The 16,097-nt window shown below is 40.6% G+C and carries 21 protein-coding genes; all 21 read left to right on the forward strand.

From position 1 onward, the window contains the following. The first annotated feature begins 26 nt into the window (after positions 1–26). Positions 27–260, forward strand: coding sequence for a hypothetical protein (locus H735_RS10700; RefSeq protein WP_020198062.1), 234 nt, complete (start codon positions 27–29; stop codon positions 258–260). Positions 261–379: 119 nt separating this feature from the next. Beyond that, a complete protein-coding gene (locus tag H735_RS10705) occupies positions 380–1,171 on the forward strand; it encodes a hypothetical protein (RefSeq protein ID WP_020198063.1) in 792 nt (263 codons plus the stop codon). Positions 1,172–1,262: 91 nt separating this feature from the next. Further along, positions 1,263–1,544, forward strand: coding sequence for a hypothetical protein (locus H735_RS10710; protein WP_020198064.1), 282 nt, complete (start codon positions 1,263–1,265; stop codon positions 1,542–1,544). Positions 1,545–1,681: 137 nt separating this feature from the next. Next, positions 1,682–2,086, forward strand: a complete 405-nt coding sequence (locus H735_RS10715; RefSeq protein WP_152447706.1) for a hypothetical protein — start codon at positions 1,682–1,684, stop codon at positions 2,084–2,086. Positions 2,087–2,148: 62 nt separating this feature from the next. Then, positions 2,149–2,769: a YfbR-like 5'-deoxynucleotidase gene (locus H735_RS10720; protein WP_020198066.1), complete on the forward strand. Its 621-nt coding sequence runs from the start codon at positions 2,149–2,151 to the stop codon at positions 2,767–2,769. Positions 2,770–2,852: 83 nt separating this feature from the next. Continuing rightward, positions 2,853–3,404, forward strand: a complete 552-nt coding sequence (locus H735_RS10725) for a hypothetical protein (RefSeq protein WP_020198067.1) — start codon at positions 2,853–2,855, stop codon at positions 3,402–3,404. Position 3,405: 1 nt separating this feature from the next. Beyond that, positions 3,406–3,882 carry a hypothetical protein gene (locus tag H735_RS10730; protein WP_020198068.1) on the forward strand — a complete coding sequence of 159 codons (477 nt, stop codon included), beginning with the start codon at positions 3,406–3,408 and terminating at the stop codon, positions 3,880–3,882. A gap of 376 nt (positions 3,883–4,258) precedes the next feature. Then, the gene (locus H735_RS10735; protein WP_020198069.1) at positions 4,259–4,600 is read left to right on the forward strand and encodes a hypothetical protein; all 342 of its coding nucleotides are present in this window, start codon (positions 4,259–4,261) and stop codon (positions 4,598–4,600) included. Positions 4,601–4,690: 90 nt separating this feature from the next. Then, positions 4,691–5,188, forward strand: a complete 498-nt coding sequence (locus H735_RS10740) for a hypothetical protein (RefSeq protein WP_020198070.1) — start codon at positions 4,691–4,693, stop codon at positions 5,186–5,188. A gap of 24 nt (positions 5,189–5,212) precedes the next feature. Next, positions 5,213–5,413 carry a hypothetical protein gene (locus H735_RS10745; protein ID WP_020198071.1) on the forward strand — a complete coding sequence of 67 codons (201 nt, stop codon included), beginning with the start codon at positions 5,213–5,215 and terminating at the stop codon, positions 5,411–5,413. A 71-nt stretch (positions 5,414–5,484) separates the two neighbouring features. Next, on the forward strand, positions 5,485–5,871 hold the full coding sequence (locus H735_RS10750) for a hypothetical protein (RefSeq protein WP_020198072.1): 387 nt from the start codon (positions 5,485–5,487) through the stop codon (positions 5,869–5,871). An 80-nt stretch (positions 5,872–5,951) separates the two neighbouring features. Beyond that, complete coding sequence (locus H735_RS10755; RefSeq protein WP_020198073.1) at positions 5,952–6,734, forward strand: hypothetical protein; 783 nt, start codon at positions 5,952–5,954, stop codon at positions 6,732–6,734. Positions 6,735–6,821: 87 nt separating this feature from the next. Beyond that, entirely contained in the window at positions 6,822–7,136 is a 315-nt protein-coding gene (locus H735_RS10760; RefSeq protein WP_020198074.1) for a hypothetical protein, read from the forward strand. 574 nt (positions 7,137–7,710) lie between these two features. Continuing rightward, a complete protein-coding gene (locus H735_RS10765; RefSeq protein WP_020198075.1) occupies positions 7,711–7,992 on the forward strand; it encodes a hypothetical protein in 282 nt (93 codons plus the stop codon). Between the two features lie 14 nt (positions 7,993–8,006). Further along, positions 8,007–8,594: a hypothetical protein gene (locus tag H735_RS10770; RefSeq protein WP_020198076.1), complete on the forward strand. Its 588-nt coding sequence runs from the start codon at positions 8,007–8,009 to the stop codon at positions 8,592–8,594. 883 nt (positions 8,595–9,477) lie between these two features. Beyond that, complete coding sequence (locus H735_RS10775) at positions 9,478–10,455, forward strand: hypothetical protein (protein WP_020197940.1); 978 nt, start codon at positions 9,478–9,480, stop codon at positions 10,453–10,455. Positions 10,456–10,905: 450 nt separating this feature from the next. Beyond that, complete coding sequence (locus H735_RS30865) at positions 10,906–11,076, forward strand: hypothetical protein (protein ID WP_020197943.1); 171 nt, start codon at positions 10,906–10,908, stop codon at positions 11,074–11,076. Positions 11,077–11,078: 2 nt separating this feature from the next. Then, the gene (locus H735_RS10785) at positions 11,079–11,771 is read left to right on the forward strand and encodes a hypothetical protein (protein WP_020197944.1); all 693 of its coding nucleotides are present in this window, start codon (positions 11,079–11,081) and stop codon (positions 11,769–11,771) included. Positions 11,772–11,847: 76 nt separating this feature from the next. Further along, a complete protein-coding gene (locus H735_RS10790) occupies positions 11,848–13,548 on the forward strand; it encodes an AAA family ATPase (protein ID WP_020197945.1) in 1,701 nt (566 codons plus the stop codon). A 79-nt stretch (positions 13,549–13,627) separates the two neighbouring features. Beyond that, complete coding sequence (locus H735_RS10795) at positions 13,628–15,307, forward strand: DUF3150 domain-containing protein (protein WP_020197946.1); 1,680 nt, start codon at positions 13,628–13,630, stop codon at positions 15,305–15,307. A 74-nt stretch (positions 15,308–15,381) separates the two neighbouring features. After that, positions 15,382–16,097, forward strand: a 716-nt coding sequence (locus H735_RS10800) for a hypothetical protein (RefSeq protein ID WP_042979811.1), incomplete at its 3' end; no start/stop codon positions are given.

A 16,097-nucleotide genomic window follows, 5' to 3' on the forward strand; every position in this document is an offset into this window, starting at 1 on the left:
ATTGAAAAGTAATTAGGAGCTATATCATGGCAAAATCAATCAGAACCCGTCGTTTCATCCATCAATGTTTACAAACAAGCTTTGGAAACAACCGCAAGGTTTCATGGATATCACTGTGTTTACGACCGCTTCATTGGGAGGTGAGTGTGTATGGAAACGCAACTGGTATGACAGAGACAATTGCACAAGTGAAAAAGCTTATTCAAGCCGAAGGGATTGAAGTTTGTATTCGTCGTCCTTCTTTGGATCTTGAATATTAATGAGTAACAACGGTTTCGGATTATCTTCTGACCGTGTCTGGTAGTTTGGGAAATTTAATCTTGAGGTCAATTTGCTGAGGTTTACCGGCTTCTTGATCTTGCCGATTTTTGGAGAAAAAATGTCTAATTTAATCGCAATCGAAAAACGTAAATTTGGTCTTAAAGAAGTGGTTGTTAATGCAAATATTAATAAATCAATATTTGTCTCTGATAACAACATCACTCCTATGGCTATAGGTGATAGTAAGCTCTCTCGCTTCAGAATCGTCTTCACTTTCAAAACTGAAATCAGTAAAGAAGTGTTGAATGAACTCGGTGTGGCGGGCTTTACACAACCGAAACAAACGTGTCTAGATAGTATCTATCGTGGACAAAAGGATTTTTCCTTTGCACATCGCAAGGAAGCTGATATCCAATCACGTTTAACAACATGGTTGGAAGATGGCTTTCTGGTTGGAAAAGTTGAGTTCTTTACAGATGCACATTACGGCAGAGCTCGTAGCATCGATAAGCGGAAGGTGATCGATAATGAAGCCAAGCTTCGTTTTTTCGATATTGATCTTTCGGTTTATGCCAGCGAATTACTCACTATTGAACTTAATCAATACGCTGAGCGATTCAATAGTAAAGAGCTAAATACCATAAGTCATCTTTTTACGACTCAATTGGTTAGTTTTGCGGAGAACCAACTTCTTAATACTCCTGAATGGGAGCAGTTAGCAAGTGAAGAAGCAGAACTGCAAAAACAGCTTGATGCCATTAAGCGCAAGAAGGGTGAGTTACGAAAAGCAACATTGATGCAGAGTTATGAAAATGACAAGTATCCAGTTGCCGGTTATGCTCGAGACATATTTGAGAAATCTCTCATCAGTCCAGATGTAATCGAAAATCAATCATTCTTCCAATCGTAGATACAAATCAATACTAAACAAAACCCTAAGGGGCCATTACTTACCCCGATAGGGAAGTAGTGGCTCTAAAAAGCAAATTTAGGAGCTTACTATGACAATGAATCGTCAACTAAAATCTGGTTACCAAGGCTATTTCGTAACAGTAGTGCTAGAACAAACTGTACATGCTGTTGGTTTGGGCTTTACGGATACATTGTACCGTTATGTTGTTGCTAAAGATGAAATAGGCGCGGAGCAAATAGCAGTAGATTTTTACCAAGAGCAAAAGCTTGAAGTGAAAATAACGCAAGCTGTACGCTCAGTGATGAACGTCCTAAGCAATATCTTTCCTGAACAGGTACTTGGTTTTGATGAGGGGACAGTAGCATGTTAAATGTCGTTCCTGTATTTCAAAATAGTCTGCTAAATACCGCAAGTAAGGTTTGTCAGCGAGGGTGGCTAAAAGAACAATTTGTCACTTCTTTTAAGTCTCTATGGCTGAACTCATCATGCGATAAACATGAGCAGGATATGAATGATCAAATAGACAAATTCAATTATGCATTGCATGTTGATCTAACGTCTGTTGCCAGTATGTTGCAAATAGAAACTGGCCTTCTAGGTGGGTACTTTTTCTCTCGAGTGCAATTTACTCGACAGTTAAAAGACTCACACTACCAGTCTTGGTCCCTAGTTGGAGAAAGCGCAGGTAGAGAAGGTCATTCAGTTGTATCGTTTAGGCTCTATGAATGCCCGTATAACCATGAAAAACTAGCGGTGGTTTTTGAAACTACAGTCGGACTGTTTGGTTATGCGGAATGGGATTACGGCCTACTTGAAGTTTGGTCAGAGGAACAACAGTCGGAAGACGTGTTCACTGGCGATAAATACGATAATGCTGTAGCGGAATTACTTGCTCAGAATTGTCAGTTCTAACCCGGATAGGGCATTACCATCCGGGTAGTGTCCACTTATAATTACCCTAAGAGGACCTAAAGATGAACTCATTAACAACAAACCCAAATGCTTCAGGCTTTCTTGCTCTAGCTATGCGCCAAGGATTAATCCAACGCTGGCCGCTTATGCGAACAAAAATGTCAGATAATCTTTTGGAGCACGGATATGTCGTTTCGATTATCTCATTAATGGCTGGTCACCTAGCTCGAGATAATGGAAGAAATGTCGATGTTTTACGCATGATGGCTCACGGTTTATTGCATGATCTGCAGGAGACGGTTAGTCAGGATATATCCAGTTTGGTCAAAAATGCGACACCTGAAATGGCTGCAGCATACGCAGTGATTGAGGATAAAGCTCAAAAAGCAATAATCAGTACCTTGCCAGACGATCTCCGTGGTCATATGGCTCAGTACTTTGAACTAAGTGGTTACGAAAAAGAATTATGCAAGGCGGCAGATCAATACGCTACCTACATAAAAGCTGTTCAAGAAGTCGCGGCTGGCAATCGCATTGAATTTGCGGATACCTTAGAAAAAATAGAGGTAATCGTAGATAACATGGTGCAGAAGTATCCTGAAATGGAAAAGATTCATAACTATTTCAATGATGGCTTCGATAAGTCAGTAGATACGCTTCTTGGCGGCCCACTATTCGGTTAACCATTTATTAATTCAACCCTACCGGGAACTGCTTTCCCGTGAGGGGAGTAGTTCTCTAATGATTAGCTCAAGGAGACTACAATATGTCTACATTAAACAATTTAATCCAAAGTATGAAAAACCAAGCAAATGCCGTAAATCTACCTCGGTTACACAAAGACGATTTAAAATGCGACTTTGACATAATCAGAAAGTACGGCAATTGTCGTTATATTTGGCTTTTAAGAGATAGTGGAACAGCGATTGTGCCCCTTAAGCGAGGCATAAATCCGTTATACATCCTTAATTATATTGACGATAAAAATGCTCGGTGCTTCTTAATTGATGGTTTTGAAGAAACAACCTTCAAGGAGTTGAAAAGAGACAAAGCTGATGCAATGCTGAATGAATTGCCTATCGACTTTTCTTTAATAACTGATTCTCAACAGCTGATTGATCAACTAATGACATTGCTTGATGACGATAATGTTCGTTGTTGCGCATTTCAAGTTGCCGATAAATGCTCCGGTCCTGCCAGTTGGGAAAGGTTGCAACGATTCTATGAGGGCGGTAAAAACGCCGTAATGGAACTGACGATGAAGAGAGCTCGTAAAAAGCTTGTTTCACTCAGTCGCGAAAGCGTCTATGGAGCGTGATATGAACGACCTGTCACTTGTCGAGATTGCTGAACGTGAATTCGGTATTGTAAGTGGGAATCTGTGTAGTATTGAAATGACAGAAATGTCAGAACAGGTTAAAAATCTTGCTAGTTCTCTGGTGAAGGTTAAGGCTTGCTATGACAATTGCTTTCAATTGGCACATTGCCTTGATGCAACATACGTACTAGGTGTAACCTACTTGGCATCCATTCCATTACCGATAGCACATGCATGGTTGAAAGTTGATGGTAAATACATAGACCCAACTCTTGAGACTGTACATGGCGACACATCAGAGCGTACATATCAAAAGCTGGTGGAAATACCGGTTGAAGATATCATCTCGGTCGTTGATCTTGTCGATCAGATTACAGAGAAAGGCTCATTTGCTCCGATGTTCGAGAGTGTTGCTCATCATCCATTGTGGTGCGATTTGTTTACTGACTTCGGTAGACGTCGCATTCAATACCTATAAATTACACTACCGGTTACCGGCGCTGATAATCAGTGCCGCTACCGTGAATTTGCCTGGTAACCCGGGCAATTACCTAAGAGCTTTCAAAGAGAGCTTTTAGGTAACCAACCCCTACTGTCTTCTAAGATAACCTGTCACTTAGTGACAATTTCTTACTGATAGTCAGTAAATCAACGTGCGTACGGAATTTAGCAAAGGCTGAACAATCGTATTAGGCGTGATTTTACAGATACTCACTGTGGAAATGAGAACTCTAGTAATGAGCTAACTAGTAAATTTAGCTTAAATAAAAAACAAAATGTTTTAATTCACTAACCCATGGGGGACTTATCGCCCTATGGGGCATTGGTCTTTCATTACTAACGAGGGAAAACTAATGTCGTGGACAGAACAACAATGTACAAAAGGTAATGCACTGGCTCTGGCTTTCTTACTTTCCGGTTTGGAAGTAGTAGCAATAGATAATGATTTGACCGTCGGTTTAGCAGATGCTCTTAATTTCGAAGGTGACTTTGAATTAACTGTTTTTCTATTGGATAAGGTAATTCCGTCCTCTGAAGAAAAATGGTCAGAGTTCTGCCGCGATCAGCCATATTCAACGTGTTTATACCAATATTACCAAAACTCATTGCCAAATCTGATCATCCAGCAAACTCCAGGCTCTATGTCTGAATGGGATGCTGTGATTGATATGGCAATTGATAGTTACAAACACTAATAACTTCTGCAGAAGTATTTTTAACCCATTAGGGACCTACTTATCCCTTTGGGTGGTAGATCTCTTTACACAAGCAATAAGGACTACCTTATGAAATTCTTCGCAACAAACCTAATCGAAAATGAAATAGTCAAACTAACACTTAATGAAACCGAATCCATTTGGTTTAACGAAAAGCATGGCTTTGAGTTTCCACGCAATACTTGGGCCCAAAACTATCTTCCAGTAAAACTAAATTTAGAATCCTGTCTTGTTGAGTGCATAGAGGGCTATTTTGAAATTGAAGTAACAGATCCTAACGGTAAAAAGGGAGTATTCACTTTGAATGCATCTGACAATACCGTTTCGTGCGGTGCAGGCCAGCTTTATCCAGGCGTAAATTGTGACGATAAAATTGAAGGGGAAAAACTTGCAAAGGCAGGCCTTAAAAGACCAGGAATGGGATTTGATTTTTGTGCTCACATGGCTTGGTACGCTTTCAACGAGGGTGAAGCTAAAAATGGCTCTTTTGAGCTTGAGCCTGATGTTGAAGTAGCAGTTGGAGATTACTATCCAGAGGAAGAAACATATCTTTGGAAGATTCTTTAATCGAGTGCCAAAAGGATAAGTTACATGAAATTTTATGCTACAAGCTTAAAATATAATCGTGTTGTCGAACTCTTTTATGATGAATGTACTGAGAGTTGGAGTGAACCAAACCTTTTCAACGAAGCAACGATGAAGTCTAATTCAGTGAAGCTTGAACCTTGTGGTTCAGCGTTACATGCAGACAAGTCGGCCTTTGAAGAAGACTACCATTGGAAAATTATTTAATAACCCTGCCGGGGAACTACTTGCCTTGGTTGAGGGGTAGTTCTCTAAATTACAGTAATTAGGAGAACACAATGAATTTGAAAGACCTACCAGTAATCACTGATCTAATCACTGAAAACGGTGCGGAGGTGAAAGTTCTATACGTCAAAACTGAGAATTCTACAACGCGATTAAACTTAAGCATGGGACATTCCTTTGCAAAAGAACGCGGAATAGTTTTTGATAAGAGTTTTGTCGATGAAACCTATGAAGAGTTAGGGGTAATTCAAACAAACTCTGATAAAGAGGAGTTATTCCATGCTCTACAGGCAATGAACTATTCACCAAAAGGTGAAGCGCGAGAATTGATCTCAAGCAAAGGGTTGTCCCATACGTCAATGAGTGTCGGAGATATTCTTGTCATTAATGGTGCATATAACTTTGTTGATTTATTTGGCTTTACTGAACTAAATGTCTAATTCTTTTATTTAAAATTAACCAGTGGTGGTAATACATCTGGCCGAACGCCGGATGTATTGCTGCAAACAAGGAAAGCAACATGATTTCATTTGAAAACAAAGATCTAATCTGTCAGGCAGCGATGATTTCAGCTTTGCAGGAAACGCTAAATGAAGGTGACCCGCAAGCGAATTACAACGCCTACCGCAAAGTAGGAGCTAGCCCTAAGGACGCACTTATAAGCGAACTAGGCATTCGAGTACATGCGGGTTATGAAGACAAAACCTGTGGTGACATAATTGGCATAATTGACCAGGACTTTGGTGCGGGTTCATTAGCTGTGAGAACCTTTCTGGAAATGTCCAGTGGAGAGTTCGAACTGATTGATACCAACAAACAAAGCGAAATGCTAACTCGTGCCAATGAGTTAGTGAGTCAGGCGGAACAACTAGCGGTACAGATACGAGAGGAGGAAGATGGTCTACCAGTATTTACGACTATCCCGACTCCAGAGGTTTCGAAAATCCAATATATTAGAACGCTAAAAGGCGAAGATCTTATTGCCTTAAAAGGTAATAAAATTCTCTCGGCAATTGGTGGGTTCATAGAAAAGGATTCTAGACCATTTGCTTATTCTGATGCCGCTACATCGTATGCATTTATTGAAGAAGTCTTATCTCAAGTGCCTCAAGACGAAGTTATACTTAACGGTAACAACGTAACGGAGGTTGAGATTGGAAATACTTCTATAACCTTATGGATTGGTTCGTATAGCTATGCAATAACGTTTGACGAAATAATATTCTCACAAGTAGATTTGAGTTCTCAAACATTAGTTATCGACAGTTCGCTTGGAGAGAAGTTTTCCATCACTACCACCTAATAACCTAAATCAAAAACTAAACCCATGGGGAACCAGGCTTTCCCTTCATGGGGCTGGTTCCTTTCGTATTACATAAAAGGAATCAATATGACACTTACAACTACCGACCACAAAAACTATGCACTTTCACTAGTTTATCTTGTAGAAGGAATTAACAATCCTTCGGAGTTATCAGAGGACATGGCAATAGGTGGTCATTATGAACTGCTTGAGCATCTATATGAGGAAGTGGTTCCCATAGCAGAAAGACTATGGATTGAAATGACTGGCGAAGAAGACGCGATAGTAAAGTTATATGAGTTCTATCCGAAGTTGGGTGCATTGCTTTCAGAGCATAAGCCTGAGTCGAACACTGATATAGAGCGAACAATCAAACTTGCTATCGATAACTATACAAAGTAAAACTGTTTAAGATGATGAGGAAGAGCTTGATCGACATCAACCTTTTTCTTGTCATCATTAGCAGAAATGCGCAGTTAATTGTTTGCGTTAAAGTGTACCTGTGGTTTATACTTCAGAGCGTTCGTCCGATACTGCAATCGGACTCTTTCCTAAAAAACTAATCTAGCCAGAGGGATGTCCCAGATATGGGTTTTCGAATCTCTGCGCGGGCTTCCTAGCTGTACCAAAATATTTTCAACTAGTTTATACGTAAGTACTTTCCTTCGAGAGTACTTACGTATACCACCCTCACTATCTCCCTTGAGATTCTTGTCGCATCGCGACATCAATCAACTGATAGTTAGTAAATTTCATTCAACCGCTCAATGAGTTCGTTTTATGAAGTTTTATAGTATCCGCTATGGCCCGGAGACCTCAGTAATAAATGCACTGACCTTAACGCATTAACTCAATTGAAGTTATTTCAGTACTCTTGAATTAGCTCAACCCAACAATATACACAACTACCAACCCTTGAGGGGCTTTTATCCCCTAAAGGGGTATAAGTCTCTCTTTAAACTCTAAGGAGCTACTTATGATTTTCTTGTTTGGCTTAATGATCATTGCCTCGATAGTGCTTGTTTTTCGTGGAACAGCTGCTTATGCACGCTGGAAATTGGCAGAAAAAGAACATGGTTCTTTTGTACATCTGATTTCAATCTACAAAGAAAAAATCAAATCACGTCGAATTAAAGAAACAGATAAAACTACATTGGAAGACATCCCAACTTATGTTTTTTCTCCGTACAGAACTGCACCAATAGTGAAGTTTGTACCTTTGTTTGATTCAGCGTTTTCTTGGAAAAAGCATTATTAATTAGGAGTTTCATTATGCATTGGGAAGAACAATACGCACTAATATTTGGTGGGATATTTTTAGCTAGTTTGTGTTTCTATCTATATTCAAGCTCTCGCGCTAGTCGAGTTCCTGAAATTGCTAGTAAAATTGCAACTCTAGATGAGACACCTCCAAAACAAGCTAAGACACCTTATGATATTTACCCTGACCCGGTAAAATTTTTTGGTGCAAATGAAAAGCTTCCACAGTTACCTAGCTTTGATCTTACACGAGCTCAACAAAGAAATTGCTTTGTTAAGTTGGTGTGGACCAAGCAAGGCTGGAAGATCGATTCATTTAAACAGGAAGAAAAAGCTAAACCTACGGCGCTCAAGTTGCCTCGTAAGAGAGCGACTAAAGCGAAATTACCGGAAGCTGTTCCGGTTCAACAAGTCGAATCTACAGAACATAATGTATCTGAAGCTCAAACATTGGCTCTTTTAGATCAATGCAATGAAGAAAGTTTTGACGTTGAATTAAGTAATATTGAAAAATTACCATCAGTAAATAACGACATTTCCCCAGAACTACAGGAAATGATGTTATTAGCTGCGTGTGAAGAAGAGGAGTGTTGTGCATGAGTGTGAACATCATTTTTGACCTGTTAGGTCTACTTTGGCAGATTCTTTAATCTGTTTAAGACCTACCGCCCAAAAGGTGTTTAGGTTAAAACTTGTTAAGGTGATCTCTCACAGCGATGTTTGGCGATCATTTCATTAGTTAAGCAAAGGAGTATGTGCCATGAGTGCAAACATTATCTTGGATATTTTAAGTTTACTTTGGAATATCCTTTAATCCTATCTTATTACATGTGATAGCTGACCATTGGTCGGCTATCCTTGTATTTCTCTTTCAGATTGTTGACAGAACCAAAATGAAAAGAGATAATCATCATGAACACCTACCAAACCAATCGACTTCGATTTAAATTACTTCTCTTGCCAGAGGGAGGGTCCCCAAAAAGGGTTTTTCAATCTCTGCGCGGGCTTCCTCACTATATCCAAACTAAATCAGTTCTCGCTGAAATATCAAATATCCGTTATCTAATTATCTAGGTGTATACCTAAGGGCGTTCAAGTTAGTGCTCTTAGCTATGTCAACAAAGAAGGTCTTCACCTCTTATAAGGTGGAGTTCATCTATTACCTAAGCGTTCTTTTCAAAAGGAGAGCTTTTAGATAACCACCCCTTACTATCTCTTAAGATACCTCCGTCACATTGTGACACCATCTTTCTGATAGTTAGTAAATTAACGTGCGTGCAAATTTTGGCATAGGTCAAACATGAGCATTAGGCGTGATTTAGCAGATATTCACTGCGGCAATGAAGAACCCGGCCTACATCGGCAGGTAAAAATTGATAACAAATCTTAAACATTAATCAAAACACCCAACCCTACAGGGGAACTTCATTCCCTTGCAAGGGAGTCGTTCCCTTGTTGTCTATCTAAATAAGGAGCTACGACTATGGGCATGTTCAGTAATGAAAACACAACTACATTTGGCGGAACAATCGGCAATGTAAATAAAACACAAAATGGCTGTCTCAAGTTCGGTATCTGTCAAGAATACCCAACAATGGTAGATGGCGTTCCAACCAAAGCTGCTAACTGGCTTAATGTTCTACTTAGTGAAAAACAATCCAAAGCTTTTGCTGCAAAGATAAAGCGCGGAGATGAAATCACTGTCGAAGGCGAATTGCGGATTACGCAATACAATGGTCATCCATCAATTACATTGTTCGTTAAGAAGATTGTTAAAATTCGTCCTGGAGAACATCGTGCACTTGTAGGTCTTTACTATGCCTACATGAATAACCCTGAAATGCTTGACATGATTACCAATCAAGACCTTATGAAAGGTGTTTTGGAAAATACTTTAAGAGCTTTTCAGCAGCGCGGAGGTGTACCACAGAAGGGGCAAAGTGCTCAATCTTCACAACCTCAAGTCAACCAGTCAACGCCAACGGCACAAGCTCAACCAGCCGCTTCTCAACCAGCCTCACAGCCGGTACAGTCGCAGCCAGTTCAGCATCAGTCACAACCGCAGAAAGCATCGCAACCAGTTGTAAATGAACAACCTGTGTCTCAGCCAGCCTCACAGCCGGTGCAGTCGCAACCAGTTCAATCTCAACCAGTTCAAACGCACTCTGTGGAACAGACTACAACTCAACCAGTTGTAAATGAACAACCTGTGTCTCAACCAGCCTCACAGCCGGTACAGACTCAACCAGTTCAACAGCCTGAAGCACAAATGACTACTCAAGCAGCGAGCATTCCTCAAGAAATTATTGATGCGGCAATGACGCAAGGTAATGGGGAATGTTCTCTTCAAGAACCAGATTGGTTGAATAACGATATGAATCCTCAAGATGTCTTGCAAGATATTGCAGGAGCAGTAGCTAATGCTGCTGTTGGGGAACACAACTTTTACACTCACAATTAAGGAGGCAGCATGGCTAGTTACAAGCACGCGACTCAAATGGCAGAGAAAGACCCAGTTCGTTCTCGTCGTTTACGCGCACGTCTAGACAGACTTGCAATGACACGTAATGGGTAATGCCTATGTCCAGTGTATTCCTTGATTGCGTAAAGCACCTCCAGGATGCTAGCGGAGTGTCAAAGCAATTCACAAAAATTAATTCACTCGAGAATAATGGTAAGAAAGTCACTCTCTATTTAGAGACGGGTTTTTGGCCTAAAACGGGATTTATGATCAAATCGGATAGCGAAGGCCTAGAAGGTAAAACGTTAGATGATGGAGTTGAATATTCCGAGTCTCAAGCCGAATTAACGAAATACTTAAACGAATAATTTTTAATCTAACCAACCCATGAGGGACTTACTAACCCCTCAAGGGATAGTAGTCCTTCGTTACTATAGCTAAGGAGCTACTATGTACGTTTATAATGAAACCACAAACCGTCTATACAATAATGGAGTTCTTGTAAAAGACTTCAGTAAATCACGAGTTATTGAACGTTGCGACCGTTTTCAGATCAGAGCTGAGGTGAAGAAATACTGCACCTTCAAGTTCGCTTCAAACCCACAATTTATGGGGGCGTAATCATGAAAAGTCGTCAAATTCTTCAAGTTCGTGATGGACAAATCTTAGGTGCGGAAAAAACTTTTACATCAACATTCACTGAAACGGAAGATGGTGCATTTGCGCTCCAGTATGAAGTTAACAGCGAGGACATGATTAAAGAGTTTCAACGAGGGCCAACTGTTCAATTAGCCAAAAATGGCGAATTCGATCCGGAAGCTGAACTTTTTACCGTAACCTTTACTGAAAAACATGTTAAAGAGATAGCGATTGCTCAACTTAATCTGGTCAAAAAAGACTTAGAAAGAGTGGGCGGTAAATCGTTTAAAGATCCTGACTACTTGAGCGCAATGGAGTTTGTACAAACCGATGGTTTTATCAAATGTTGCGTTGTTGCTGGAATGGATGCTGATGATTCTGCAAATCGAGCTGAATATTTAGCGCGTAGATACTCAAAAGCTTACGTTATGGAAATTAACAAGGCTATGGACATGGCTCCAAATCTGCAGTATCGCATTGTCAATACGCTTGAGTTTGCATTTGAACTAGCTTGCGAGCTGTTCGAAATGCGTAATGACTCTACGTTTGAACTCAAGGATAAGTTAACCAGTGTTACTTACTGGAATTATCTTGATCACAACGGCGTTAAGGCTGACGTTGTTAAACGTCACTTGAACCACTTAATCTCTGAACTTCGTTTAAATAACTCACTGTAACAAACCCTCGAGGGCGTACTAATCTCCCTCAAGGGGATTAGTAGCCTTTAAAAACTAATTAGCTAAGGAGCTACTAATGACTAACGCTGCAGTAAATACAATCGAAAACACAACTGGTGAAACACACGCTGAATTTGTTTCTAAGCATGATGTGACGCCAATAGCTATCGAAGCCATGTCTTACGAAGAGCTATACGAGCTTTACCTTGATAATGATACCACTCAGGAACAGCGCAAACTAATCAACAAACGGTCTTTATGGCAGGAAGTTGAGTTTTTTCATGCTGGTGATTTGTTTGGTGAATTTTGGAAAGGGAACCCTCAGGAAGTTCTTGCGAAACGTAAGTATCGTCATCCAGACTGCCGTAAAGGTCCTGCAATATATTACCCAGATGAGCGTGCTCTGATGGATACAGTATTGTACCTGGTTGGTGAACGTCATTTAAGTTTAGGCTTATATGGTGATACTGGTACCGGTAAATCTGAAATGCCACGTTACGTGTGCGATGTTCTAAACATTCCTTTGCTACAAGTATCGTTAACTCCATCTTCGAAAGAAGATAAGTTAATGGGTACTATGATGGTTAAGGATGGGATGACATTCTTTGAAGAAGGTGTACTTCCACGCGCATACGATGCTGAATCGGTAGGTTACTGTCTTGTAATTGATGAAATCGATAAAGGTGCTGAAAACGTTGTCGCTAAATGCCACGACGTAGCAGATTACAAACCTTTTACGGTAGATGATACAGGCACAACTTACTTCCCGCATGACTCATTCCGTTTGATCTGTACTGGTCAAACAGCTGGTAATGGTGATGCTCGTGGTATTTATAACGTTGATAAGCTAGACCGTGCCTTTTGTGCGCGTTTTATGTGGACTCGCGTTCCTTACCCTTCAATGGAGGTGATTAAGCTAATTCTGAAAGACGCATTTCCGCGTCTGACAGATGGATTGGTTAATAAGCTCGGCTTATTCTATGACATGTGTATCAAGGCTCTTGAGAACGTACGTCTGGAAGAAGAAGGTAAAGCAATGGTCAGAGTCCTCGATGGTTCTGATACAACTCAACGTCTAAATACTCCTGCATCAATTCGTTTGATGAAAGGTTGGGCAAATGAGTTGGTCAAGTTCGGTCAATACCGTACCGTCCGAGATGGTTACCAAAGAACGATCGGCCATTCAGCTGAAGAAGATGATGTTCGTGCATTGGAACTGATGCTTGAATCTGCGTTCGGTGATGTTCTGGAGAAGTCTCCAGTCTTGTTGCCAGCTAAGAAAGTAGCACAACCTAAGGTTGTTGCTGCGCAAGCTAAACCAGAACCAATTGCTCAGACAGAAACTGCAGTTAAGCCAGAAGCCAAAGCGCAACCAGAACAGCCAGAAGCTGAACCAGTTGCAGCTGAACCAAAAGCCAAATCACAGCAAATACAATCTACTGAAGAAGAAAAACCTAACTATCCAGAGTCACCTATTCAAGACATTACTAACGTAAAGTTGGGTTTATATGTCTATGTAGAAGGTGATGAAAGAAAGTTCTGGGCTATCGGAGCAGACCGTCGCGGTACGCATACGATTTACAGAAATCCGGTAACTGGTGATATCTCTTACTACCACGTAGAGATGGCTAAGTTCCCTGGTGAAGACAACGTACGAGACTATGTCACGACTAAGATTGCAGAGAAATTAGAAAAAGGTTATTTAGCCAAAGGTCTGATTACTTGCAATCTTGAAACTGGTCAGTTGTACGAAGTAACACCAAATCAAAATTCTTAATATCTAATTTCACTCACCCATAAGGGGTTACTACTTACCCCTTACAGGGGAGTAGTAGCTACCTTTCAAGGAGCTACAAATGAACAACCAAACTACAACTTTAAACACAACTGTAAAACCAATCGCGCCATCAGTAAAAGGTGTGAGCAATGAAGAGTTCGTCAATGAGGCCATCAGCAATACATCTGTTCGAATGCAGGGTAATGAAGGTCTTTTCATTCTGATTCACGTCATGATCAGTGGTATCGGTGGTAAATACACTATTAAAAATACCAAGATTTATGATGCCGCATCAGGTGAAGAATTGTCAGGACAAGAAGCGGTAAAAAACCCTTCTGTACAACTTCTGCCAACATCAAGCCTGAACTTCCAGAACCAAGCCCGAGATAATATCTACGCTCTGTTTAGAAAAGAAGGTTTTAACTTGGGTCAAAACATGTTTCTGTTGAAGCACGATAAAGCTTTGATGGTATACAAAGAGTTACTGGCAATACAGGCAAAGCTCACACATGAAACGGAAGAGTTCTATAACAAATATCCAGATATTATTGCTGAGCAAAAGATTCTTAATCCCAAGCTCAAGGATATTATTGAACAATACGTTCCTAAGCGTGAAAAAATTAAACAACAAATTCGTATGAAAATCAGTGCGCCCCAAGCTTTGGCTATTCATGGTGGTGCAATGACTGAAGTCGAAGAGTTGTTACAACAATCGGGTAATGCTGATACAACTATGACAAGCAGTTTGCTTGATCAGATTGTAGATGGCTTCTGTAAAGACGTTACCCATTTCTGGAACTACAGCTTGCGCCAAATTAAAAATGCGGTTGCTGACCCAGAAAAAAGAAAACGTTTCGAAGATCCTAAAATCAGTAACTCAGGTGTTGCTGGTGTTGCAATCGAAATTCTTAAAAACCTTAAGTCTAAGGTTGAGGAAGTTCAATTATTGCAACCGGGTTTCTTTGCAATTGGGGAAAAGCTTGATTCAACGGTGGCTTTATTGCCGGATGGATACAACACAAAAGCAACTTCAATCAAAGACTTCGCTGCGATGAAAAAATGTCTGGATGTAATGACAGAGCTAAAATGCACAGAAACAGTACGCAACCTTGTGATTAGTTATGGAGAATCTTCTGATCTTTATGACCAAATGCAGGTTGAAATTGCTGAAAACGCGATGGCCGATGAGAGTGCAGAAATCAGTCTTGATGATATGTACGCTCAATCAGCTAGTGACGGTCAAGCAGTTATTGAAACAACAATGGATGAACTCCTCGGAGGAATCACATCCAACGGTGTTCAAACTGAGCCTGACCAATTATCTGTTGCTGATTTAGAACTGACAGATGCTCCAAAAGTAGTAACAGGTCCAACGGAAGAAGAGCAACTAGCTATTCAAGAAGAGGACTTAAGCAACTTAGCCGATGCGTTTGCTGAAGCATTGGGTGTTACTTTAGACATAGAAGAAGATAAGGTTCCTGCTTTCGCTGATGAGTTATCAGAAGACGAAAAAGCATTCCTTGAGTCTGATTCAAAGTCAGAAGAACAGTTGTCTATGCTAGCTCATACGTCGGTAAGCTCATACGCTCGTGAAGCAGAGATTATCGATGAACAGCCTGTGATAGAAGAACAACCAGTTGTTGATGAACAACAAGCGTCAGATGACGCCCAAAAAGAACCAGAACAAGCTCCAGAGCCAATTGCGGCTTTTGGTGCTAAAGCAATCGAGATTAATGATCTATTTAATGGTCTCTTTTGATGTTCTGCCACCCGTAACGGGAGCCTTCCGTTACGGGAGGCTCTTTTTTTTAAATTTGAAAAAGGAGCTACCTAATGGGTGCATTTAACGCAAAACGAATGATGGGAACAATGCAAATGTTCTCTACCGCTTTGGTCGGTTCAAGAGTAAGAATTGAACTAACTAATGGTACATCGGCTTTTTCTTTTGAAGAGAAGCCAAGTACTGGACAGCGGAATAAAATGCCGGTTATTGGGATTCCCAATGCAGACTGGTCAGTAAAAATAAACAGAGATATAGCGGAAGGGCAATCAGCCCATGAAGCTTGTCATCACATGTACTCTCAAGAAAGGACGTTGATGTATCTCAAAAGAGCTCATAATGAAGTACGCATGTCGTTTTTCATGGCTTTTGAAGATCCATACGTCGAACTTCGTGGTAGTGATGATTATCCTGGACTGAAACGAATTCTTGAACGGCGTTTAGTTATTGCGTCAGAACAAGGATGGATACCTGATCCAGAATACATGAACCCGATTGAGATTATTGCACGATATGTGCAAATCGCTTTGCGAATGCTTCGCCTAAACAATCCTGTCAAAAAAGAATACAACAGCTTACGTTCACACGTGCGTGATATGCTCGGCACTCACTACATGGAAACTCTTGATGAGTATGTTAGCGAGGGCTGTAGTGTTATGTGTTCTATGGATTCGGTTAATCTTGCTAATGAGATTGTTGATTGGCTTACTACACTTCAACCTGAACAGAGCCCTGAAAATGGCGAAAGTTCTCAAGGTGAAGGTCAGCA

It is taken from the genome of Vibrio owensii CAIM 1854 = LMG 25443 (assembly GCF_000817815.1).
Classification (GTDB): Bacteria; Pseudomonadota; Gammaproteobacteria; order Enterobacterales; family Vibrionaceae; genus Vibrio; species Vibrio owensii.